19 protein-coding genes, 2 tRNA genes and 2 pseudogenes are annotated in these 20,605 nt (G+C 60.5%); 16 read left to right on the top strand and 7 right to left on the bottom strand.

All coding sequences use genetic code 11. The features are described 5' to 3' along the window. Positions 1 to 45 precede the first annotated feature (45 nt). From JWR98_RS26925 to JWR98_RS26915, 3 genes are all read left to right on the top strand, one after another. Complete coding sequence (locus JWR98_RS26925) at positions 46 to 903, top strand: alpha/beta fold hydrolase (RefSeq protein WP_078732388.1); 858 nt, start codon at positions 46 to 48, stop codon at positions 901 to 903. A gap of 240 nt (positions 904 to 1,143) precedes the next feature. Continuing rightward, a tRNA-Val gene (locus tag JWR98_RS26920) sits at positions 1,144 to 1,219 on the top strand. Between the two features lie 19 nt (positions 1,220 to 1,238). Beyond that, positions 1,239 to 1,315 (top strand) — tRNA-Asp (locus JWR98_RS26915). An 89-nt stretch (positions 1,316 to 1,404) separates the two neighbouring features. Here JWR98_RS26915 and JWR98_RS26910 read toward each other — a convergent pair. Both JWR98_RS26910 and JWR98_RS26905 read right to left on the bottom strand, forming a co-directional pair. Further along, on the bottom strand, positions 1,405 to 2,571 hold the full coding sequence (locus tag JWR98_RS26910; protein WP_205491665.1) for a catalase family protein: 1,167 nt from the start codon (positions 2,569 to 2,571) through the stop codon (positions 1,405 to 1,407). Further along, positions 2,568 to 4,376, bottom strand: coding sequence for a di-heme-cytochrome C peroxidase (locus JWR98_RS26905; protein WP_205491664.1), 1,809 nt, complete (start codon positions 4,374 to 4,376; stop codon positions 2,568 to 2,570). Before JWR98_RS26905 ends, JWR98_RS26910 begins: the two co-directional genes overlap by 4 nt. A gap of 257 nt (positions 4,377 to 4,633) precedes the next feature. Here JWR98_RS26905 and bamJ point away from each other — a divergent pair, with 257 nt between their 5' ends. The 4 genes from bamJ (at position 4,634) to JWR98_RS26885 (ending at position 6,969) form a co-directional block, all read left to right on the top strand. Continuing rightward, positions 4,634 to 5,365, top strand: coding sequence for a BamJ family beta-barrel-assembly machinery protein (bamJ, locus tag JWR98_RS26900; protein ID WP_003172938.1), 732 nt, complete (start codon positions 4,634 to 4,636; stop codon positions 5,363 to 5,365). Between the two features lie 345 nt (positions 5,366 to 5,710). After that, the gene (locus JWR98_RS26895) at positions 5,711 to 6,166 is read left to right on the top strand and encodes a YkvA family protein (protein WP_078732391.1); all 456 of its coding nucleotides are present in this window, start codon (positions 5,711 to 5,713) and stop codon (positions 6,164 to 6,166) included. A gap of 96 nt (positions 6,167 to 6,262) precedes the next feature. Further along, a complete protein-coding gene (locus tag JWR98_RS26890; protein WP_205491663.1) occupies positions 6,263 to 6,601 on the top strand; it encodes a helix-turn-helix domain-containing protein in 339 nt (112 codons plus the stop codon). Further along, positions 6,598 to 6,969 (top strand): hypothetical protein, encoded by a 372-nt coding sequence (locus JWR98_RS26885; RefSeq protein ID WP_003172941.1) that lies wholly within the window; start codon positions 6,598 to 6,600, stop codon positions 6,967 to 6,969. The genes JWR98_RS26890 and JWR98_RS26885 overlap by 4 nt, the downstream gene beginning before the upstream one ends. On the opposite strand, the gene JWR98_RS26880 is transcribed toward JWR98_RS26885, so the two are convergent. Further along, a complete protein-coding gene (locus tag JWR98_RS26880; protein WP_279654271.1) occupies positions 6,966 to 8,732 on the bottom strand; it encodes a bifunctional diguanylate cyclase/phosphodiesterase in 1,767 nt (588 codons plus the stop codon). The two genes, JWR98_RS26885 and JWR98_RS26880, sit on opposite strands and share 4 nt — an antisense overlap. Positions 8,733 to 8,850: 118 nt before the next feature. After that, entirely contained in the window at positions 8,851 to 10,932 is a 2,082-nt protein-coding gene (locus JWR98_RS26875) for a carboxy terminal-processing peptidase (protein ID WP_176156614.1), read from the bottom strand. Positions 10,933 to 11,070: 138 nt separating this feature from the next. Between JWR98_RS26875 and JWR98_RS26870 the strand changes: the two are divergent. Next, positions 11,071 to 11,201 (top strand): annotated as a pseudogene (locus tag JWR98_RS26870) (NAD(P)H-quinone oxidoreductase); the annotation flags it as partial. 58 nt (positions 11,202 to 11,259) lie between these two features. On the opposite strand, the gene JWR98_RS26865 reads toward JWR98_RS26870, so the two are convergent. Next, complete coding sequence (locus JWR98_RS26865; protein ID WP_078732394.1) at positions 11,260 to 12,066, bottom strand: hypothetical protein; 807 nt, start codon at positions 12,064 to 12,066, stop codon at positions 11,260 to 11,262. A gap of 99 nt (positions 12,067 to 12,165) precedes the next feature. Continuing rightward, positions 12,166 to 13,128: an alpha/beta hydrolase gene (locus JWR98_RS26860; RefSeq protein ID WP_078732395.1), complete on the bottom strand. Its 963-nt coding sequence runs from the start codon at positions 13,126 to 13,128 to the stop codon at positions 12,166 to 12,168. A gap of 143 nt (positions 13,129 to 13,271) precedes the next feature. On the opposite strand from JWR98_RS26860, the pseudogene aroC reads away from it, so the two are divergent. From aroC to JWR98_RS26840, 4 genes and pseudogenes are all read left to right on the top strand, one after another. Next, positions 13,272 to 14,361: pseudogene (gene aroC / locus JWR98_RS26855) on the top strand (chorismate synthase). 4 nt (positions 14,362 to 14,365) lie between these two features. Then, positions 14,366 to 15,532 carry an MFS transporter gene (locus JWR98_RS26850; protein ID WP_205491669.1) on the top strand — a complete coding sequence of 389 codons (1,167 nt, stop codon included), beginning with the start codon at positions 14,366 to 14,368 and terminating at the stop codon, positions 15,530 to 15,532. Next, on the top strand, positions 15,529 to 16,059 hold the full coding sequence (locus tag JWR98_RS26845) for an acireductone dioxygenase (RefSeq protein WP_205491662.1): 531 nt from the start codon (positions 15,529 to 15,531) through the stop codon (positions 16,057 to 16,059). The genes JWR98_RS26850 and JWR98_RS26845 overlap by 4 nt, the downstream gene beginning before the upstream one ends. A 209-nt stretch (positions 16,060 to 16,268) precedes the next feature. Continuing rightward, complete coding sequence (locus JWR98_RS26840; RefSeq protein ID WP_003172950.1) at positions 16,269 to 16,538, top strand: response regulator transcription factor; 270 nt, start codon at positions 16,269 to 16,271, stop codon at positions 16,536 to 16,538. A 74-nt stretch (positions 16,539 to 16,612) separates the two neighbouring features. On the opposite strand, the gene JWR98_RS26835 is transcribed toward JWR98_RS26840, so the two are convergent. After that, the gene (locus JWR98_RS26835; protein WP_003172952.1) at positions 16,613 to 16,891 is read right to left on the bottom strand and encodes a DUF3509 domain-containing protein; all 279 of its coding nucleotides are present in this window, start codon (positions 16,889 to 16,891) and stop codon (positions 16,613 to 16,615) included. Positions 16,892 to 17,285: 394 nt separating this feature from the next. Here JWR98_RS26835 and JWR98_RS26830 point away from each other — a divergent pair, with 394 nt between their 5' ends. The 4 genes from JWR98_RS26830 (at position 17,286) to JWR98_RS26815 (ending at position 20,556) form a co-directional block, all read left to right on the top strand. Beyond that, the gene (locus tag JWR98_RS26830; RefSeq protein WP_205491661.1) at positions 17,286 to 19,112 is read left to right on the top strand and encodes a long-chain-acyl-CoA synthetase; all 1,827 of its coding nucleotides are present in this window, start codon (positions 17,286 to 17,288) and stop codon (positions 19,110 to 19,112) included. 96 nt (positions 19,113 to 19,208) lie between these two features. Further along, positions 19,209 to 19,724 (top strand): ankyrin repeat domain-containing protein, encoded by a 516-nt coding sequence (locus JWR98_RS26825; RefSeq protein ID WP_205491660.1) that lies wholly within the window; start codon positions 19,209 to 19,211, stop codon positions 19,722 to 19,724. Positions 19,725 to 19,765: 41 nt separating this feature from the next. Next, on the top strand, positions 19,766 to 20,296 hold the full coding sequence (locus JWR98_RS26820; RefSeq protein ID WP_078732400.1) for a hypothetical protein: 531 nt from the start codon (positions 19,766 to 19,768) through the stop codon (positions 20,294 to 20,296). Between the two features lie 68 nt (positions 20,297 to 20,364). Beyond that, a complete protein-coding gene (locus JWR98_RS26815) occupies positions 20,365 to 20,556 on the top strand; it encodes a PLDc N-terminal domain-containing protein (RefSeq protein WP_003172956.1) in 192 nt (63 codons plus the stop codon). Positions 20,557 to 20,605 lie beyond the last annotated feature (49 nt).

Below are 20,605 nucleotides of genomic sequence, written 5' to 3'. Positions count from 1 at the left end.
CCAGAACAGCGGTGTTTTTCCTTCACTGAGCGGCGGAGCCAGGCAATGTCACCCGACAGCGTTTTTTTTACCAATCGCGCAGGCTTGCGTCTGCATTTTCTGCGCTGGGGCGAGCCGAGCGGCGTGCCTCTGGTGCTGCTGCATGGTTTACGCGCTTACGCCCAGACCTGGGAATCGCTGGTGGAAGCGCTGGGCGATGGCTATTGCATCTATGCCCTGGACCAGCGCGGAAGAGGGCTGAGCGACTGGGCGCCGGCCGCCAGCTATCACACGCAGTCCTATGTGCAGGACCTGCAGGATTTTGTCGCCCATGTCGGCTTGCAGCGGTTCGTGTTGCTGGGGCACTCGCTGGGTGGCGCCAATGCGCTGGAATACGCACGGCAGCACCCTGGGCGCTTGATCGGCCTGATCATCGAAGACATCGGCCCCGGTTCGTCCAGCCAGGGTGACGGTGCGGCGCGCATTCGTCGCGAGATGGCCCAGACCCCGCTGCGCTTCGACAATTGGGACGCCGCCCGCGCGTTCTGGCAGGCGTCGCGTCCTGGCTTGTCGGCACAGGGCCTGGCGTCGCGGCTGGCGCATTCGATGAAGGAGAGCGCGGACGCGATCACCTGGCGCCACGATCAACAAGGCATCGCCGAGGCGCGCCTGAGCATTGAACCGACCGACCTGTGGCCGGCGGTGCACGCCCTGGATTGCCCGACGTTGTTCATTCGCGGCATGCGCTCGGACTTTCTGCCGGAGGCGACGTTGCAAGCCCTGCGCGACAGCAATGCGCGGGTGCGCACGGTGGAGGTCGCGGATGCCAGCCACTATGTGCACGACGACCAGGGCGAAACCTTCAACCGGCTGGTCATCGAGTTCCTCGAAAGCCTCGCGAATAACCCCGGCGTATTTCACTGAGGATGAACGGGAGTGGCGTAAACTTTTAATGCGTTTGAAGCTGCGTTATGATCCCGCCCGCTGCGCCATATCGGTACCTGGAACGCTGAGTGCCAGGTGGTGACAAGAAGCCCGCTAACCACGGGCTTTCTGCTGTCAGGCCTATGGCGAAAATCGTGCTGAAAACTTTTTTTAGATAAAGTGCATTTAAATCAAGACATTACGATTTTTTGGTGTATGATGCGCCCACACCGAAACGAAGGGTGATTAGCTCAGCTGGGAGAGCATCTGCCTTACAAGCAGAGGGTCGGCGGTTCGATCCCGTCATCACCCACCATTCGCTTCATGTGTTACGCGCAGCGGTAGTTCAGTCGGTTAGAATACCGGCCTGTCACGCCGGGGGTCGCGGGTTCGAGTCCCGTCCGCTGCGCCATATTCGGTTACCTGGAACGCTGAACGCCAGGCCGCCACAAGAAGCCCGCTCATTGAGCGGGCTTTTTTTCGTCTGCGATTTTTCTTTCTCTACGGCGCGTTGCGGCTGTGTCGGTAGTCGCTGACCGCTTCGTACACGGCCTTGCGCAAGCGGTTGATACCGCCGATGGGGCGGTGTTCCTCCAGGCCAAACCAGGGGTTGAATGACTGGTTGTCGCACGCCAGATTCAACGCCGGGGTGTCGAAGTCCTGGGCGGGAATTCGCACCCTGGCGACGGTTTCATACGGCGCATCGCTTTCCTTCCATTCGATGCTGGTGTCTTCGATCGGCATGAATTTTTGCGGGTTCTGCCGCTGGATCTGCAACACGAAACACGCCGGCACGCGGTCGGTGGAAAGCTGCTGGCTCAGGGCGCTGCGCAGAAAGTTCGGCAGGTCCTGGTTCTGTTTGGGCAGCACGTACTCCGGGCAGTTTTGCGGGTCGGGCGCCACGCGAAACTTGGCGTTGGCCGTACCGAACTTGTAGGGCGAGACCGAAAAGTATGTCGTCTGCGTCGGACTGGCCGGGGCGGGGGCGAGGGTTGCCAGGGCGATGAACAAGTGGCGCACTTGCCAACTGCGTGGGTCGAGGCTGGGGAAAAATGCCAACACCTTCTTGCCATCCGCCTGGGCGCCGATGTTCTGCGCGTACTCGGCCACATCGCTGACAAAGAAGTTTGGGTGGCTGAACATCACGAAGTCCTGCTCGGCAAGCGCTTGCTGATCGGCCAGCAACTGTTTGCCCGGGACATCCAACAGCTTGATCGCCATGCCGCGGGCGTCGCGGATGCTGTCGAATTGCGGATAAGCGTTGCCGTTGGACAAGCGCATCATCGCCTGCCAGGTTTTACCCGGCGTGGCGAATACGCCCTGGCGCAGCGCCGGGTCAAGGTCGGCCAGCACACTGACTTCGGCCTTCACGCAACCATGCGCCTTGGCGTGTGCATCGCGCAGGTAGCGTGTGCCTTCGCGGTGCTGGTCGACGATGCGTACCGCGGTCTGAATGATGCCCTGGGTCATCGCCGCTTCACCCGTCGGGATCTGTTCATTCGGTGATACCGGCCCGCTGTGTTGCCAGGCGTACCAGGCGGTGGCTGTCAGCCAACCGAGCAGGCCCAGGCCCACCAGCCACAGCAGCGTCTTGCCGAGAAACGCGCCGAGGCGCAGCCACAGGCGTGCGAGCAGGGAGCGTTGGTTGTATTGCGATCGGATAATCATGGCAGTTGTTGCTCCAGCGGGCCGCCCAGTACTTTGAGGTATTCCAGCAGCGCCCAGCGTTCCTGCGGCAGCAGGCCACGCCCGATCACGCCATTGCCACGCTCACCGGCGCGGAATTCGTGACCGCTATTGTGGTTGCCGGTGATTTTGGTATCGAACAGGAAGGCGTTCTTGAAGGCGTCGGTCTCAAAACCCAGATGGCGCGGGTCGTAGTTGAAGGTGCCTTTATAGAAGGTGACGCTGCGCTCGTCCTGGGGCGAGAGCAACTGGTAGATGGTTGGCACCGAACCGTTATGCAGGAACGGCGGCGTGGCCCATACGCCCGCCAGTGGGCGGGCCTTGTAGGCACGCAACTCGCGCACGCCGATGGGCAGGCCATAGCCATCCAGGCGGGGGCGCTCGGTCGGGGTCACACCGGCGGCGCGGTAGGCGTGGTCTTCGACGAAGGCGGTCACGTAGGCCAGGCCTTTGGCCACGGACATTTTTTTCAGGTCCAGGGGCTCGGTAGGCGCGGGATGCAATTGGACGTTGAGCCTGGTCAGTTCCACGGGGTCCCATTGCAGGGCGCTGAGGTCGTAGCGTTGGTCGGCGATATTACTGGCGGTGTTCGGGTCGGTGCCGATGTAGTCCACGGGCAGCATCTTCAAGTGTTGCACCGGGCGGCCGCCTTCCTGGCTGACGCCGGGCACGTGGCAGCCGGCGCAGTTCTCGGCAAACAGTGCCCGGCCTTGGGCGGCGAGGGGTTTGTCGATGGCGCCGAACAGCTCCTCGGGCCAGGTGGGTGGTTTGAGGCGTTGCAGGGTTTCTTCGATGAGGTTGAGGTCGCGCACCCGCACGCTGGACGGGTAGCGGGCATCGCCCTGGAGCGGCTGGCCGGCATCGTCGAAGAACGTCAGGGTCGCGCCGACGCCAAGGGCTTCGCCGATATTGCGCGCCATCGGCTGCTGGGCCGAGCCGTTCCATTGCACCCAATCGAAGGTCCAGATATCCCACAGTTGCGGGTAGTCCACCGGTGCATTGGCGACGCGATAATTGTCCGGGGTAATGGCGTCGCCAAAGCTGGCGTTGGCGATGCGGCCGAAGGCGTCGGTACGGCCCGGGCCTTCTTCGGTGGGGTAGAGGCCGCGATGGGTGTCGTTCCAGGCGACCTGGAGGAATTTGTCGAACGAGCGCTTGAAGTCCTGGCGCAACTGGCTGTGCTCGGCGTCGTAGCGATCACCCAGTACCTGGCGGGCGAAACGCTCGAACTTCCACGGGTTGTAATAGGTGGCGGCAAGGCTGGCGACGAGGGCCTGGCCGAAACTGCCGCCGCGTAAGGTGGGTACGCTGGAAGGCAGCACATGTTGGGCTGAACCACCGTCGATACGCAGCGCCTGGCCTTTGTAATGCAACTCGCCGGTGTGGCAGGCGGCGCAGGTGATATCCAGGTATTCAACGTTGCTGTCGGCGTTTTTGTGCCGGGCGAAACCGACCGGCAGGTTGCCGGGGTTTTGCGCGGTGGGCACCTGCTTGGGATCGACCAGAAAACCGAAGCGCGCCAGGTACGCAGGCGTGGCAAAGCGTTGCTCGGAAAACGGCAGTTCCAGGGCGGTGAACCAGTCGTAGTGCAAGCCTTTTACCTGAGTACCCTGTGGCGTGAAGTAATAGGTCTGGCGGTCGGCGGCACTCCATTGATCCTGGTAATGCACCTGCTCAACGGGCACATAGTCCGGCAGCTTGGGGTTGACGGTGTAATAGAGCACCACGGCCAGGATCAGTCCCAGCGCGGCGAGTATCAGGAGTAGAACACGGTAAACAATGCGCAAGATGGCTATCCTTGTCTCGGTCTTGTCGAGGAGTCGTGGTGTTATGCCACTACGCCACACGTGCGGCAAGTGGCCATGAGCCCGGTACCGGGCGATCCCACTATCCTTCGTGGGCCCCATGATCAATGAAAATGCTTTTAAACACGTGAACTTATCAGAAATTTCCTGCTCACATGCCGGTAGCCATTGGTCGTGGCCGCCTGATAAGCTCGCGACTTTATTCGAATGCCCTTTTGGCGCATGAACAAGGAAATAGCATGAAACAGCATCGGTTGGCGGCGGCGGTGGCCCTGGTTAGCCTGGTACTTGCGGGTTGTGATTCGCAGACCAGCGTAGAGCTGAAAACCCCGGCGCAGAAAGCTTCCTACGGTATCGGCCTGAACATGGGCAAAAGCCTTGCCCAGGAAGGCATGGATGACCTGGATTCCAAAGCAGTAGCCCAGGGCATCGAAGATGCCGTCGGCAAAAAAGAGCAGAAGCTCAAAGACGACGAACTGGTCGAAGCGTTTGCCGCACTGCAAAAACGTGCTGAAGAACGCATGACCAAGATGAGCGAAGAGTCGGCAGCCGCCGGCAAGAAATTCCTCGAAGACAACGCCAAGAAAGACGGCGTCGTCACCACCGCTTCCGGTCTGCAGTACAAGATCATCAAGAAGGCCGACGGCGCACAGCCTAAGCCGACTGACGTGGTGACGGTTCACTACACCGGCAAGCTCACCAACGGCACTACCTTTGACAGCTCCGTGGATCGCGGCAGCCCGATTGACTTGCCGGTCAGCGGCGTGATCCCGGGTTGGGTCGAAGGCCTGCAACTGATGCACGTGGGCGAGAAGGTCGAGCTGTACATCCCGTCCGACCTGGCCTACGGTGCCCAGAGCCCGAGCCCGGCGATTCCAGCCAACTCCGTGCTGGTATTCGACCTGGAACTGCTGGCCATCAAGGACCCAGCCAAGGCTGACGCGCCTGCAGCACCTGCCGCGAAGAAGTAATCGGCAGCTGAACACACAACGCCCCGTCTAGACGGGGCGTTGTTGTTTCTGTGGTTTGCATCGATCTAATGTGGAAGGGATCAAGCCTCTCCCACATTGACGCTGCTGAAAATCCGAACGAACGTCCCTGGCGGGCTACAGTCTGATATAAGACTCGAGCACGGGTAGCCACACGCAAGCGCCAAGTCAATGAAAACTTGGGTTTTTTTCATGTGCGCAAAAAACGCCCGATCTGACTGCAAGCCTTGTATTCCGTGGCTTTCAGCCGGTAAAAAAGGCTCTGTTCACAAGGTTATCCACAATTTGTGTGGATAACCTTTCTGTTTGATGGAACTGGAGTGACAGATGAAACCACCCTTCAATTTCACCCGATTCCTACCCATGGCCGCGCGCTTGCTCGGCCGTGGACGTTTGCCGACCTTGCTATTCGCCGTTGCCGCCAAGGGTTCCAGCCAGGGCAACCGTCTGGGTAAGCTCAAGGATGATTTCAAACTGCTGCAGGCCCTGTGCCTGGCGTACTGGCGCGGCGAGTACCGCGCGATCAGCCCCAAGGCGTTGATCTCGGTGGTGGCAGGGTTGATGTACTTTTTGAGCCCGATTGATGCGATCCCGGACATTATCCCCATGTTCGGTATGCTCGATGACATCGCTGTACTGGCATGGCTCATGAAGACCCTGGAGGGCGAATTGAGCGCTTTTCGCGCCTGGCGTGATGCGCAGCGTCCGGAAAAGCTCGCGGTGGTTGAGCGCCTGCCGGCGACGCCCGCTCTGTTAGCCAGGGAAAACCCGCAAAAAAACTGACGATGCGCCTATCCCCCTGCGCCCTTTGTGGCTGTTAGGATTACACTCCTACGGAAAGAGCTTACTTAGTAAGAGTTGTTATCCTACGGGGCGGTCATGGATATTCAGATAATTTCACGCAATGGCGAACCCGAGTACGCAGTGTTGCCATGGGATCAGTACCAGGCGCTGTTAAAAGCCGCCGGTCAGAAACAGCCTACACAAGCTCCTTCTCCTACTGTCCAAGCCGCACCAGCCCCGGCCCTGCGCCCCCTGGCGGACCTGCGCGGCTTGCGTGAAGCCAAGGGCCTGGCCATTGAAACCCTGGCCCGTACCGTGGGCATCAGCCCCTCGTATCTTGGATTGATCGAAACGGGTGAGCGTCAGCCGGATGCTGCGATACGCCGCAGCCTGGCCTGGGAATTGGGCGTTGCAGGTTGGAGGGATGAATCTTGAGCCTACGTATCAGTCGTCAACACTGGGATGGGTTACTCAACGAACTGGATCAGGCGCGCCGCCAGCGTCATCTGCTGACGTATCGCGCCCTGCTGGAGCGCTTGCAGTTTCCGACGCCGGCCATGCAGACCCTGGCGGCCGCCCTTGAGCATTTGGCGGCGCTGGACGCCAAGGCCGAGCAGCCGTTGCGCAGTTCGCTGGTGATCAGTCAGGGCGCCAGTCGCCTGCCGCGTACCGGTTTCTTCGAGTGCGTGGAGCGTCTGGGGCGTTTCAGTGGGCCGTCCGATGGCGTGGCCGCCGCTTCCTGGCACGCGTCGGAAGTGGTGCGAGTGTTCGAGTACGAATACCCGGAGTCCGCCGAAGTTTAAACCACGGGCAGGCTGTCCATGCTGTCGATCACGTGGATGCTGTAGCCGGTTACGTTCTTTGCGTGATGCTTGGCCTGCGATGCCAGTTCCGCCAACTGGCTGGCATCGAGTTGTCCACAGGCCTGTGGATATAAATGCACCACCCCGATCGACAACGACAGCAGCGCGAATTCCTGTCGCACGCCCTGGCGGTTCAATGCGACGAAGCAGCCGGCATCCACGTGCTCGGCGCGGTAGAAACGTCGGCATTGGGTATGGAAGTCATCCAGCAATTGGTTGAGTCGCTTGCGCCAGTCCTGCGGGCCGAGCACCAGTAGAAAGTCATCCCCACCGATATGCCCGACAAAGTCGCGACTGGGGTCGACCCGGTCGTTCAGGCATTGCGCCAGGCACAGCAACACTTCATCCCCACGCCCATAACCGTAGATATCGTTGAACGGCTTGAAGCTGTCGATATCCACGTAGCAGATCACCGATTCGCGCTGTTGCTGCAACAGCCGCGTGAGGCATTGCTGGATCGGCACATTGCCGGGCAGCAGGGTCAGGGGGTTTGCGTAGCGCGCCTGTTGAATCTTCAGCTCGGTGATCAGCTTGAGCACATCGATTACCCTGCCCAGGCCCAGATAGTCGCCATTGAGCGTGATGATGAAGTCCTCTTCGATACGCTGCCGGGCACGGCTGGTGAGCAAGCGGCTGACTTGCTGCAGCGACTGGCCCAGCTCCACCGCCAGAAAGTCCGTGCTCATCAAACGGCTGATGGGCTTGCGTGCAAACAGGTCGGTGGCGAACGGTTTGAGCAGCGCGTCGGACAGCGAATGCCGGTGCACAATGCCTACCGGGTGACCGCGTTCATCCAGGACCGCCAGGGAGTTGAGGTTGGCCTGGCGGCGGAACGCCTCCAGCACCTGGGCGGTGGCGGTGTCCTGGTCTACCGCCGGTTGTTCGTTGAGCAGGGCGCTGAGGTCGCTACCTTCGTCGTTGAGTGTCACCGCATGCTGGTCAGGCTTGGGCAGCATCAATCGCGCCTCGTTCGGTGGATGCTCCTGCGGACGACAGAGCAGGTAGCCCTGCACCAGGTCCACACCCATTTCGGTCAACACTGCCAGCTCTTCCGGCAGTTCGATGCCCTCTGCAATCACTTGGGCGCGGGACGCTCGGGCGATTTGCAGGATCGAACCGACGAATTCGCGCTTGAGTGCATCCTGATGAATGCCGTCGATGAAGTGCCGGTCGATCTTCACGTAGTCCGGGCGCAGCTCCGACCACAAGCGCAGGCTCGAATAGCCGGCACCCAAATCATCCAGCGCGATCGAGAAGCCCATGTTGCGGTAATGGTGCAGGGCGGTTTGCAGCAGGTCGAAATCGTCGGTGGGGGTTTGCTCGGTGAGTTCGATCACCACCTGGCTGGGCGGGATGCCGAGGTCGCGCAGCAGTTGCAGGGTGCGTCCCGGCTGGTGCGCCGTTTCCAGCAAGGACTCCGGCGAGACGTTCAGGAACAGTTTGCCCGGCAGCTTCTTCTCGCTGAAGCGTCGGCAGGCGCTTTCGCGGCAGGCCATTTCCAGTTCGCTGAGGCGCCCGGCATGGCGGGCCACGGCGAACAGGGCGACGGGGGAGTGCAGCGGGCTGTTGGACGGGCCACGGCTTAAGGCTTCGTAGCCGAGGATGCGTCGTTCGGACAGGCAGATGATCGGTTGGAACAGGCTGTGCAAACTGCTTTGAGCCAGGATAGAGCCCAGTGCATTCAGCTGTTCGGTCATGGTCATGGTGATCTCGATCGAAAAAAAAGGACCGCAGGCGATGAGCCTGCGGTCCTTCATTTCACGACAGAATGATGTCTATATGATGACACTCCGACGAGCGTTCACATTAAATTGCCATCATTTACTGCTTGGCCACCTGCTTGGTGATCTTCAGGTAGTCCAGCAGCACCCGGCCTGTTTCGGCCAGGTAGGCATCGTCTTCCGGCTTGGTTTTGTCCGCCTCGGTCGGCAACGCGTCTTCGTCTTCTTTCTTCAGCTCTTTGAGTGGATCTTCACCCTTGGCCTTGCGGCGGATGTTTTCCAGTACCAGTTGCTTGTTTTCGATGTCGGTGTGCTGCGCACGACGGTCCACTTCGTTGAGGCTGACGGTTTTTTCTTCCATCAGCTTCTTGGCCAGGGCCAGCTTGTCGCGGATAAACACGAACTCGGCATCCTTGGCGGAGCGAGCATCGTGATCAGCCTTCAACTGTGCCAGGAACGGCTTGAACGGGTCCGATGCAGGCTTGATTGCAGGGCGGATGGTGTCCCATGGCATGGCTTCCGGCAAGGCGCTTTCGCCGATTTCCTTGGTGTCGATGATCGACGGGAAATCGATGTCCGGCAGCACGCCCTGATGCTGGGTGCTCTGCCCGGAAACCCGGTAGAACTTGGCCAGCGTCAGCTTGAGTTCGCCATGATTGAGCGGCTGAATGGTTTGCACGGTGCCTTTGCCGAAGGTCTGGCCGCCGATGATCAGTGCACGGTGATAGTCCTGCATGGCGCCGGCGAAAATCTCCGAAGCCGAGGCCGAGAGACGGTTGACCAGCAACGCCATCGGCCCTTTGTAGAAGGCTCCCGGGTTTTCGTCTTCGAGCACATCGACACGGCCGTCCGCGTTGCGTACCAACACGGTCGGGCCCTTGTCGATGAACAGGCTGGTCAACTCGGTGGCTTCCTGCAGGGAACCGCCGCCGTTGTTGCGCAGGTCGATGACCACGCCGTCGACTTTTTCCTTCTGCAGTTCCGTGAGGATTTTCTTCACGTCGCGGGTGGTGGACTTGTAGTCCGGGTCACCGGCACGGAACGCCTTGAAGTCGAGGTAGAAGGCCGGAATTTCAATCACGCCCAGCTTGTAGTCCTTGCCATCCTGCTTGAGGTTGAGGACTTTCTTCTGCACGGCCTGGTCTTCGAGTTTCACCGCTTCACGGGTGATCGACACGATCTTGCTGGTCTGGTCGTTCGGCGCATTGGTGTGCGGAATCACTTCCAGGCGCACGACGCTGCCTTTCGGGCCACGGATCAGCTTGACTACTTCGTCCAGGCGCCAGCCGACTACATCGACCATCTCCTTGTCGGCCTGGGCCACACCGATGATCTTGTCCGACGGGGCGACCTGCTTGGTCTTGTCGGCCGGACCTGCCGGCACCAGGCGGACGATCTTGACCTGGTCATTGTCGCTTTGCAGGACGGCACCGATGCCTTCCAGCGACAGACTCATGTTGATATCAAAATTCTCTGCATTATCCGGCGACAGATAATTGGTGTGCGGGTCGTAGGACATCGCGAAGGTGTTGATGTAGGCCTGGAAGATATCTTCGGCACGGGTCTGGTCCAGACGCGCCAGTTGATTCTTGTAGCGCTTGGTCAACAGTTCCTGGATGGCCTTGGGCTCTTTGCCGGCGATCTTCAAGCGCAGCACTTCGTCCTTGACGCGTTTGCGCCACAGGTCGTCAAGGGCGGCGGTGCTGGTCAGCCAGGGGGCGTCCTTGCGGTCCACCAGAAGGGTTTCCTTCTGGGTGAAGTCGAGCTTGTCGACGCCTTTGTTCAACTCACCCAGGGCGAAGTCCAGACGCGCTTTGACGCGGTCCAGATAACGCTTGTAGATGGTGAAACCAGGCTGCAGGTCGCCGCTCTTGAGGAAGTCGTCGAACTGCGTCTTCCACTTGTCGAACTCAGCGATGTCGCTGGCCAGAAAGTAGCTGCGCGATGGGTCCAGCAGCTTGATATAGCTGTCATAGATGATCACCGAGCGCGCATCGTCCAGCGGCGGTTTGCTGTAGTGATGACGCTTGAGCAACTCGACCACGTTGAGGCTGGCAATCACCTCGTCGCGGTCGGGCTGAAGATTGTCCCAGCTGTTGGCTGCGAACGTATTGGTCGACATCGACGCGAAGCCGAGACCAATGAAAAGAGCGAGGGCGGTGCTGGGGAACAGATGCTTCATGCTGATTCGACGTGGGGGCAATTGATAACGCATATTAGGCCGTCTTTGAAGTTGCCGGTTCCATAGGGGCCGGTCGCATAATGCAAAAAGCCCGACGCTACAGCGCCGGGCTCAGTCCAGAGTCACTATGGAGGCACTGTGAAAGCATTGCAAGGCGTTGAAGTCATGTGGAGTGGTTGGAACAACCAAGTCCTACATGTGACGTAGGCCAAGTTCGCATTCGCGTGGCGGTTGCGGACATCAATCGCACCGATTTATTACAGGAAACGGCTGCTGGTGATTGACGAAAGCCTGGCCTGATCCCACAGCTGGTTGCATTTGAGCGTGTCAGCGATGAGTGGCAATCCAGATCAACAGCCCCGCCTGAAACACCGTAAATGCCACCAGGCAGGTGATGGTAAAGCGCAACCCGCTGTCCTCACGTTTGAACTTGGTGACTTTTTCCTCTTCCTTGCGCAGCTTGACCTCATGCTCCAGCAGCTTGTGCTCGGCCTGTTGCAGCATCTGCGCCGCTTCAAGGATCTCCACGAACTGCACCTTCTCGGTATTCCAACTGTCCAGCACGCTGCCGACCTTGCCCGGCTGCACGTTGCCTTTCAAATGCTGCACATCGGCGTAGGCCACATCAAAGCCCTGGATTCGCAGAAAGTGATCGCGGCGCAGGCGCGTGGCCTCGTTGAGCGCGTCCTTGTTGGACAGGTCGACGCCGTCGACGCGGTAGTGCGACCACTTCTTTTTTGCCCAGGCGGCGCCTTGGGCCACGAGGAAGCGCCCGATACCTCGGTTGGCCGGCTCGATTTCCAGGCTGTTGCCTGGTCCGAAGTGCACGCGATGGGTGTCGTGATCAACCCAGATATCCAGGTGATTCTGCTCGCGCCGCACCCGTTGGGCCGGCAGTTGAATGACCATGCGCAACAGGCTGTGGTGCTGGTCATGGCGCTCGGCATAGCCGAACTGCACGAAGCGCAACGGCCGCACACCGGTGGCGCGATCGGTGACCAGGGGCGCCAGGCGCAGCATTTTGAAATGCTCGGCCTGAACGTCCGCCCACGGCAGCGGCGTCGTGTCGACGGTCTCGGTGTTTTCAGCCGGTGTGTCGGCGGTCGGTTCGGGTGTAGCTTCAGTGGTTGTCATGCGACGTGTTCCTGTCCAGGTCCTGCGAGTCGACAGTCTTTTTACTGTCGACCCAGGGCTTATCGGCCGTTTTTGCCAGGACTGGAGGCCAATTGCCGCTTAATGAGGGTCAAGCCCCTGGATAAAGCGCACCACACGCTCGCCCAACTCCGCAGCGAGGGGCAACTTCGGGTCGTTGTAGGAGGCCAGTTGCTGTTTCACGTCATTGGGCACGATGCGCATCACATGGTTCATGCCTTCAATCACCGTCAATTGTGCGTCGGGCTTGGCCTGCTTCAGCTGCCGGGCATCGCCGACACCCACCTGGATATCGTGAGTGCCCTGAACGATCAACGCAGGCATGCGCAGTCTGGCAAAGGCCGCCGAAGGGTCGGCGCGAAACAGGCTGATCAGGTAAGGCTGCACGCTGGGCCGGAAAATGCCTTCCAGCGGGCCTGGCACATCGGTATCCACCTGGCCGGCCTTGAGGTGATCGAGGATTTCATTGCTGCGCAACAGCAGGGCAGGGGGCAGGTGATCGGCCAGTTGCTGACGGATCACCTGATCCACCGGCCGGGCGCTGCCGGACAGGGAAATGACGCCGGCCGGGTCGAGTTGCGGTGCGGCCAGGGCCGCGACCAGCGCACCTTCGCTATGGCCGAGCACAATCAGCGGGCCCATGCGTTTGTCGGCCTTGAGCAATTGGCCCCAGGCCACGGCGTCGGCCACATAGGCGTCGAGGGTCAGGTTGCGCTCATCGGGGGTGGCGGCGAGGCTGGCGGCCACACCGCGCTTGTCATACCGCACGCTGGCGATGTTATGCCGCGCCAGCACCCAGGCCAGGCGCTTGAGGCTGTCATTGCGCGCGCCGTCGGCGCTGTTGCCGTTACGGTCGGTGGGTCCGGAACCGGCGATGATCAGCACCACCGGCACCGGTTTGTCGGACTGGGGCAACAGCAACGAGCCGAACAGCTCGCCGCTGCTGGTATTCAAGTTGATGGGGCGTTGCAGTACGACAGGGGCGGCGGCCTGGGCCACGCCGACAAACAGGGTGAGGGTGAACAGTAAGACTCGCAGCATCATTGCGCCATTATCGAGGAGGTGCCGGTTGGACCCGCGTCCACCGGTAAGGTTTCGAGGATGAACTAGTCGGTTAGCCTGCGTATACTGGCCGCCTTAAGTTATTACGGTTGACTTGATTCAACTGATTTCACGGAGCGCCCCGCATGTCCGGCAATACCTTCGGCAAGCTGTTCACTGTCACCACCGCGGGCGAAAGCCATGGCGCGGCGTTGGTCGCCATTGTCGACGGCTGCGCCCGGCCTCGAGCTATCCCTGGAAGACCTGCAGCGTGACCTCGACCGCCGCAAGCCCGGCACCAGCCGCCACACCACCCAGCGCCAGGAGCCGGACGAAGTCGAGATCCTCTCCGGCGTGTTCGAAGGCCGCACCACCGGCTGCGCCATCGGCCTGTTGATCCGCAACACCGACCAGAAGTCCAAGGACTATTCGGCGATCAAGGACCTGTTCCGCCCGGCCCACGCCGACTACACCTACCACCACAAATACGGCGAACGCGACTACCGTGGCGGTGGCCGCAGTTCGGCCCGCGAAACCGCCATGCGCGTGGCCGCTGGCGCCATCGCCAAGAAATACCTGGCCACCCAGGGCATCGTCATCCGTGGCTACATGAGCCAACTGGGCCCGATTGAAATCCCGTTCAAGACCTGGGACAGCGTCGATGACAACGCTTTCTTCAGCCCGGACCCGGACAAAGTGCCGGAACTGGAAGCCTACATGGACCAGCTGCGCCGCGATCAGGACTCCGTCGGGGCCAGGATTACCGTGGTGGCCGAGGGGGTAAAACCCGGCTTGGGCGAACCGATCTTCGACCGCCTCGACGCGGAACTGGCCCACGCGCTGATGAGCATCAACGCCGTCAAGGGCGTTGAAATCGGCGCAGGGTTTGCCTGCGTCTCCCAACGCGGCACCGAGTATCGCGATGAGCTGACCCCGCAAGGTTTCCTCAGCAACAATGCCGGCGGCATTCTCGGTGGTATCTCCTCCGGCCAGCCGATCGTTGCGCACCTGGCGCTCAAGGCCACGTCGAGCATCACCACTCCCGGCCGTTCGATCGATGTACACGGCAACCCCGTGGACGTGATCACCAAGGGCCGTCACGACCCATGCGTGGGCATCCGTGCCACGCCGATCGCCGAGGCGATGATGGCCATCGTGTTGATGGACCACTTGCTGCGTAATCGCGGGCAAAACGCGGATGTGCGTGTGAGTACGCCGGTACTGGGCCAGCTGTGACGGGCTGGTTGTGACAGCCCTTCCTTATTGGCGCCTCTCCAGCTTCTACCTCTTCTACTTCGCCCTGCTGGGGGCGACTGCGCCGTTCCTCGCGCTGTACTTCGATCACCTGGGGTTCTCCAGCGCGCGCATCGGCGAGCTGGTGGCCATCCCCATGCTGATGCGCTGCCTGGCGCCCAACCTGTGGGGCTGGCTGGGCGACTACACTGGCCGGCGGCTGGCCATCGTGCGTTTTGGCGCGGTGTGTACCCTGGTCAGTTTTTCGCTGATCTTCGTCAGCCAGACCTACGCCTGGCTGGCTCTGGTGATGGCCCTGCATGCGTTCTTCTGGCACGCGGTGTTGCCGCAGTTCGAAGTGATCACCCTGGCTCACCTGCAAAAACAAACCTCGCGCTACAGCCAGATCCGTCTGTGGGGCTCCATCGGTTTCATCCTGACGGTGGTGATCATGGGGCGCCTGTTCGAATGGCTGAGCCTGGACATCTACCCGGTGGTGGTCCTGGTGATCATGGCCGGTATCATCGGCGCCAGCCTGTGGGTGCCGAACGCGCAGCCGGCTACCCATGGCAATCGTCTGGCGGGTGACGGCTTCCTCAAACAACTGCGCAGCCCCGGCGTATTGGCGTTTTATGCCTGTGTGGCATTGATGCAAATGAGTCATGGGCCGTATTACACCTTCCTCACCCTGCACCTCGAACACCTGGGCTACAGCCGTGGCGTGATTGGCCTGTTATGGGCCCTGGGGGTGGTGGCCGAAGTGCTGATGTTCCTGGGCATGAGCCGCATCCTCACGCGCTTTTCGGTACGCCGGGTGCTGCTGGCGAGCTTCCTGTTGGCGGCGTTGCGCTGGTTGCTGCTGGGCTCGTTCGCCGAGTTTTTCTGGGTGCTGTTGCTGGCGCAGGTGATGCACGCCGCCACGTTCGGCAGCTTCCATGCGGCGGCGATTGCCTTTGTACAGCGCAGCTTTGGCGCTAAACAGCAAGGCCAGGGCCAAGCGCTCTACGCCGCCCTCGCCGGCACGGGCGGGGCACTGGGCGCGCTGTATTCCGGCTACAGCTGGAATCTGCTGGGGCCGACCTTCACCTTTAGTATTGCCAGCCTCGCCGCCTTCGCCGCAGCCGTTATCATTGGCCTTCGATTGCACGAGCAGAACCAAGGAACCCTTCAATGAGTTATGTCGCCGTCTACCCCGTTGCTACGCCGGACACCCCGAACAAGGTACTGACCCATTTTGACGACATCGCCGCTGTCCTGGCCGATCACGGCGTGCGGTTCGCTCGCTGGCAGCCTGAGCCGGTCGAGAAGGGCGCCAGTGACGCTGCGCTGATCGCGGCGTACCAGACGCAGATTGACGCCCTGGGTTACGCGCACGTAGAAGTGCTGCGCGTCACCGGCGACCATCCGCAAAACGCCGAGTTGCGCGCGCAGGGTCTCCACGAACGCCGTTGCAAGGAGGGTGAGGTGCGTTTTTTCATCGCGGGTCAGGGCCTGTTCGGCCTACATATCGGCGACTACGTGTATGCCGTGCGCTGTGAGAAAAACGACCTGCTGGTGATCCCGGCGGAGGTGGTGCATTGGTTTGATATGGGCGAGAACCCGTACTTCGTGGCATTGCGTTTTTTCAATTCGGTGGACGGCTGTGCGCCCGAGTTGAACGGTGATTCGATTGCCGCTCGCTTCCCTGGTTTGGACGACTGAGCCCAAAGGATTGGGGGGGGCAACCCCTGTACGTTTGAAGTTGCTGTGGGAAGAAGCCTAATCATATGTAGGGCTTGGCTGTTTATCACGAGCCTTGCCCACTGATTCCATTCGATATGTAACTCTCTGCGCTCTCAATGTTTATATCACCTGTCAATAGGAGGAATCCGAAGGGTGATAGGGCATCAGCCAATAATAAGGAGAGAACCATGAATGGCCCACAGGAGCCGTGTCCGAATCCGTATTCCGTGCCCAGTGCGCTCAGGCGGCGCTTGAGTCTTTCAGGCAAGCCCCTGACCCCTTCAGAGCTGGAGATCCTGCGATGGGCATCGGAGGGCAAGACCGTCTGGGAGATCAGCCAGATACGCGCCACGTCCCAAGCCACGGTCAAATTCCACCTGCGCAATATCTACGGCAAACTGGATGTCAGCAACCGCGTCCAGGCGATGAACGAGGCGGTGCGCCAGGGGCTGTATTGACCCCATGCAAAAGGGCCGCGACGCTGGATGGCGTCGCGGCCCTTTTTTCAGTCAAGCGTGCCGGTGATGCGTGATCAGGCCGAATGGTAGGTCGGCAGGGCAAAGCGATTCTGGCTTTGCAGCATCGAGATTTGCGGCAGTTCGCTGGCTTGTTCGGCCAGGTCGCGGCGAATGGCGCTGATGACCCAGGTCAGTTGGTCGGCAGTGTGCAACTGCTGATAGGAAATCGAACGCTTGACCTGTTTGCCTTCGCTGTTGCGCAGGGTCAACAGAATGCCGCCATCAGGACGTGGCTGAGTAGTAACGTCGTAGTTGGAAAATACAGAAGCGAATTTATCTTGGATCAGGCTCATGTCTATCAGCTCCGTTGGCTCAAGTGGGCAAGCATGGAGTGATAGGTGCAGTGATTGTGCCAGCTTATGACTTCTTAAAAAGTCTTTATAAATCAGTATGTTGTAAAAAGTTAGGATTTTTGATTTCGTGCAATTTGCATGAATGGCCATCATGCATCCTGCATTTTGCTTTATTGCAGCCGGTCGATTGCCGACACGCCTACTGATAATGACTGCCGGCGCGCGGTGAAATTCCCTGCTTGGGTGCTCGTTCATCGGGATACAAAACTTTTCAAATCCCGCGTGTACAGTCACTCAAGGGCTGACGTATTTTCCTGCAAGGCATTCGGCCGCCGCCTACAGAGGCGTCGGCGTCGCGGGATCAGACGAATAATAAGAAAAAGGACGTTCCACCATGAACCCTCCGCAAAACGACATGATCACTTGGGGCAAGTTGCTGCGTAAGGTGCCTGCCATCGTCAGCGCGCTGCCACGCGTGATCCGCGGCATGCGTGCGGCCAATGTCACCGACCCCGCGCAGCCCTGCGGGTTGGGCTGGCACTTTGAGCAAGCCACGTTGCGCAACCCTGATGGCGCCGCGTTGTTGTACGGCGATTGCGTGCTCAGCTATCGCAACGCCAACGAGCGCGCCAACCGTATTGCCCACCACTTGCATGCCCAGGGCATCGGCAAGGGCGATGTGGTGGCGGTGTTTATCGAAAATCGCCCCGAACTGCTTCTCAACGTGCTGGCCGTGGCCAAGCTGGGCGGCATCTGCGCGATGCTCAATACCGCGCAGACCCAGGCGACGCTGGTCCATAGCCTGAACCTGGTGAACCCGGTAGCCATTGCCGTCGGTGCGGAATTAGTGGGTGCCTATGACGCAGTGCGTGACCAGGTAGCGATCAAGGCCGAGCGAACCTGGTGTGTCGTGGATCAGCAGTCCGGCGCGGTGCCGCCGGGTTACATCGACCTGCTGGCGTCCAGCACCGAGTGCCCGGTGGACAATCCGGCCAGCACCGCACAGGTCTTCTTCAACGACCCCTGTTTCTATATCTACACCTCGGGCACCACCGGCCTGCCCAAGGCCGGCATCATGAAGCATGGCCGCTGGACCAAAACCGCCGTCAGCTTCGGCAGCATTGCCCTGGACATGGGCCCGGACGATGTCCTCTATTGCACCTTGCCGCTCTATCACGCCACAGGCCTGTGTGTGTGCTGGGGCTCGGCGATTGTCGGCGCGTCGGGCTTTGCGATTCGCCGCAAGTTCAGCGCCAGCCAGTTCTGGGAAGACGCACGCCGATTCAAGGCAACCACCCTCGGTTATGTCGGTGAACTGTGCCGCTACCTGCTCGACCAGCCTCCCAGCGAAAGCGATCGGGATAACCGTGTGACCAAGATGGTTGGCAACGGCCTGCGCCCCGGTGTGTGGGCGCAGTTCAAGGCGCGCTATGGCGTTGAGCATATCTGTGAGCTGTACGCCGCCAGCGACGGCAATATCGGCTTTACCAACGTGCTGAACTTCGACAACACCATCGGCTTTTGCCTGCAGCACTGGGCGTTGGTCGACTACGCCCACGACAGCGGTGAGCCACTGCGCGGCAGCGATGGCTTTATGCGCAAGGTGCCCACGGGCGGGCAGGGCTTGTTGCTGGCGAGGATTGATGAAAAATCGCCGTTCGACGGCTACACCGACCCGGAAAAGAACCGCAAGGTGGTACTCACCGACGTGTTTGAAAAGGGCGACCGTTACTTCAATACCGGGGACTTGTTGCGCAGCATTGGCTTCGGTCATGCGCAATTCGTCGACCGCCTGGGGGACACCTATCGCTGGAAAGGTGAAAACGTCTCCACCACCGAAGTCGAGAATGTACTGCTGCAACACCCGCAGATCGCCGAAGTGGTGGCCTATGGTGTCGAAGTCGAAAACACCAATGGCCGTGCCGGCATGGTTGCCATCACCCCAAGCGAGTCGCTGGCTGCGCTGGACATGTGTGAGCTGCTGCAATTCGCCCAGGGCCAGTTGCCGCACTATGCGGTGCCGTTGTTCTTGCGGATCAAGGTCAAGATGGAAACCACCGGTACGTTCAAATACCAGAAGGTCAAGCTCAAGGAAGAGGCGTTTGATCCGGACAAGGCCGGCACTGACCCCGTATATGCCTGGCTGCCCGGATCAAATTGCTACGTGCCGATCACGGCGCAGTTGCGGGCGCAGATCCAGGGCGGCCAGTTCCGCTATTGATTCTGCCTATGGGCGCTTTTGACAAAAAAACCATGACAGGTGGGAACTCCCTCGCGACACTGGGCGCCATAGTCAGTACCAGAAAGGAGCCCCCACATGTCAGACCAGCCTAAACAGATGACCGAAGACGAAGCCGCCGAATTTGCCGAACAGGTCTTCGACGTCGCCCGCCGAGGCGACGCGGCGATGCTCGCCGCACTGTTGGCCAAAGGCTTGCCGGCCAACTTTCGCAACCACAACGGCGACACCTTGCTGATGCTCGCGGCCTACCACGGCCATGCCGAGGCGGTAAAAGTGCTGCTGGAATTCAAGGCCGACCCGCTGATTGCCAATGACAAGAACCAATTGCCGATTGCCGGCGCGGCGTTCAAGGGCAATTTGCCGGTCGTCAAGGCGCTGATCGAAGGCGGTACGCCGGTGGAAGCGGCCTCGTCCGACGGGCGTACCGCATTGATGATGGCGGCCATGTTCAACCGCGTGGAGATGCTCGATTACCTGCTTGGCCAGGGCGCCAACCCCAAGGCCGCCGATGCCCAGGGCGCGACGGCGCTGGCGGCGGCCCAGACCATGGGGGCGGCGGATACGGCGGCGCGGTTGCAGAAACTGGTGTAGGCTACGCGCCCTCCAAAACCCGCCCGCTACAGGATCACCCCATGAAAACCGCCCTCGTCGAACTCATCAGCAAAATCAGCGCCGGGGTCATGGGCGAGGACGAGGTGGCGCGCATCGCCGATGAAGCCGCCCAGGCCTATGCCGATCCGGTGGCGTTCCTGGCGGCCAATCCGGATATCAACTACGACGACAGCTTCCCGATTCCGCTGGGGGAGTGGGTCGTGGTCGGCAGCCTGCCGGACACCGTGCTGTTCCAGGCCGACACTTATGGCGACCTGTTTGCGCAGATCGTCGCCTCGTTCGGCCCGGGCGTGGCGTTCAACCTCAAGCCCAAGCAATTGGCCAAGACCGAAGACCTTACCGCGCTCAACCGCATCCAGATCCAGATGAGCGCCCTGAGCCCGCAAGACGGCGGCTATGTGTTGCTCAACTTCAGCCAACTGCTGGATGACCAGATCCAGGCCGTGCTGGTGTTCGGCAACGACCTGCCGCGCGTGCTGGAACTGTGCGCCGAAGTCGGCATTCAGGCCGCGCCGTCGCTGGAAGCGCTGAAAGTGGCGATGCACGTCTGAAATAAAACGGAACCCCTGCCAGGCCTGACTATCCTACAAGTGCATGCCCCCCACTTAGGAGCGACACCATGGGTTCCACTTTTAATGGCTTGATCGGGCTGATCATCCTGGCGCTGGATATCTGGGCGATCATCAACGTGTTCAAAAGCGGCGCGAGCACCGGTGCCAAGGTGCTGTGGATCCTGTTGATCCTGCTGCTGCCGGTACTGGGCCTGATCATCTGGGCGATTGCCGGGCCGCGCGGTAACGTACGGATCTGATCGCCTCACTCCTTCTGGAGTGGGCACAGTCAATGTGGGAGGGAGCAAG

The sequence above is a fragment of the Pseudomonas lactucae genome (genome assembly GCF_016937615.1).
Classification (GTDB): Bacteria; Pseudomonadota; Gammaproteobacteria; order Pseudomonadales; family Pseudomonadaceae; genus Aquipseudomonas; species Aquipseudomonas lactucae.
The sequence above is the reverse complement of the archived record's forward strand: the minus strand, read 5'-3'. Positions and strand labels throughout refer to the sequence as shown.

What these genes read in the sequence shown, in the direction of transcription:
- JWR98_RS26825 (WP_205491660.1), top strand. Translation starts at nt 19,209, where the DNA reads ATGTCAGACCAGCCTAAACAGATGACCGAAGACGAAGCCGCCGAATTT.
- JWR98_RS26910 (WP_205491665.1), bottom strand. Translation starts at nt 2,571, where the DNA reads ATGATTATCCGATCGCAATACAACCAACGCTCCCTGCTCGCACGCCTG.
- JWR98_RS26875 (WP_176156614.1), bottom strand. Translation starts at nt 10,932, where the DNA reads ATGAAGCATCTGTTCCCCAGCACCGCCCTCGCTCTTTTCATTGGTCTC.
- JWR98_RS26925 (WP_078732388.1), top strand. Translation starts at nt 46, where the DNA reads ATGTCACCCGACAGCGTTTTTTTTACCAATCGCGCAGGCTTGCGTCTG.
- JWR98_RS26860 (WP_078732395.1), bottom strand. Translation starts at nt 13,128, where the DNA reads ATGATGCTGCGAGTCTTACTGTTCACCCTCACCCTGTTTGTCGGCGTG.
- JWR98_RS26880 (WP_279654271.1), bottom strand. Translation starts at nt 8,732, where the DNA reads ATGACCATGACCGAACAGCTGAATGCACTGGGCTCTATCCTGGCTCAA.
- JWR98_RS26895 (WP_078732391.1), top strand. Translation starts at nt 5,711, where the DNA reads ATGAAACCACCCTTCAATTTCACCCGATTCCTACCCATGGCCGCGCGC.
- JWR98_RS26830 (WP_205491661.1), top strand. Translation starts at nt 17,286, where the DNA reads ATGAACCCTCCGCAAAACGACATGATCACTTGGGGCAAGTTGCTGCGT.
- JWR98_RS26865 (WP_078732394.1), bottom strand. Translation starts at nt 12,066, where the DNA reads ATGACAACCACTGAAGCTACACCCGAACCGACCGCCGACACACCGGCT.
- JWR98_RS26820 (WP_078732400.1), top strand. Translation starts at nt 19,766, where the DNA reads ATGAAAACCGCCCTCGTCGAACTCATCAGCAAAATCAGCGCCGGGGTC.
- JWR98_RS26815 (WP_003172956.1), top strand. Translation starts at nt 20,365, where the DNA reads ATGGGTTCCACTTTTAATGGCTTGATCGGGCTGATCATCCTGGCGCTG.
- JWR98_RS26845 (WP_205491662.1), top strand. Translation starts at nt 15,529, where the DNA reads ATGAGTTATGTCGCCGTCTACCCCGTTGCTACGCCGGACACCCCGAAC.
- JWR98_RS26840 (WP_003172950.1), top strand. Translation starts at nt 16,269, where the DNA reads ATGAATGGCCCACAGGAGCCGTGTCCGAATCCGTATTCCGTGCCCAGT.
- JWR98_RS26890 (WP_205491663.1), top strand. Translation starts at nt 6,263, where the DNA reads ATGGATATTCAGATAATTTCACGCAATGGCGAACCCGAGTACGCAGTG.
- bamJ (WP_003172938.1), top strand. Translation starts at nt 4,634, where the DNA reads ATGAAACAGCATCGGTTGGCGGCGGCGGTGGCCCTGGTTAGCCTGGTA.
- JWR98_RS26835 (WP_003172952.1), bottom strand. Translation starts at nt 16,891, where the DNA reads ATGAGCCTGATCCAAGATAAATTCGCTTCTGTATTTTCCAACTACGAC.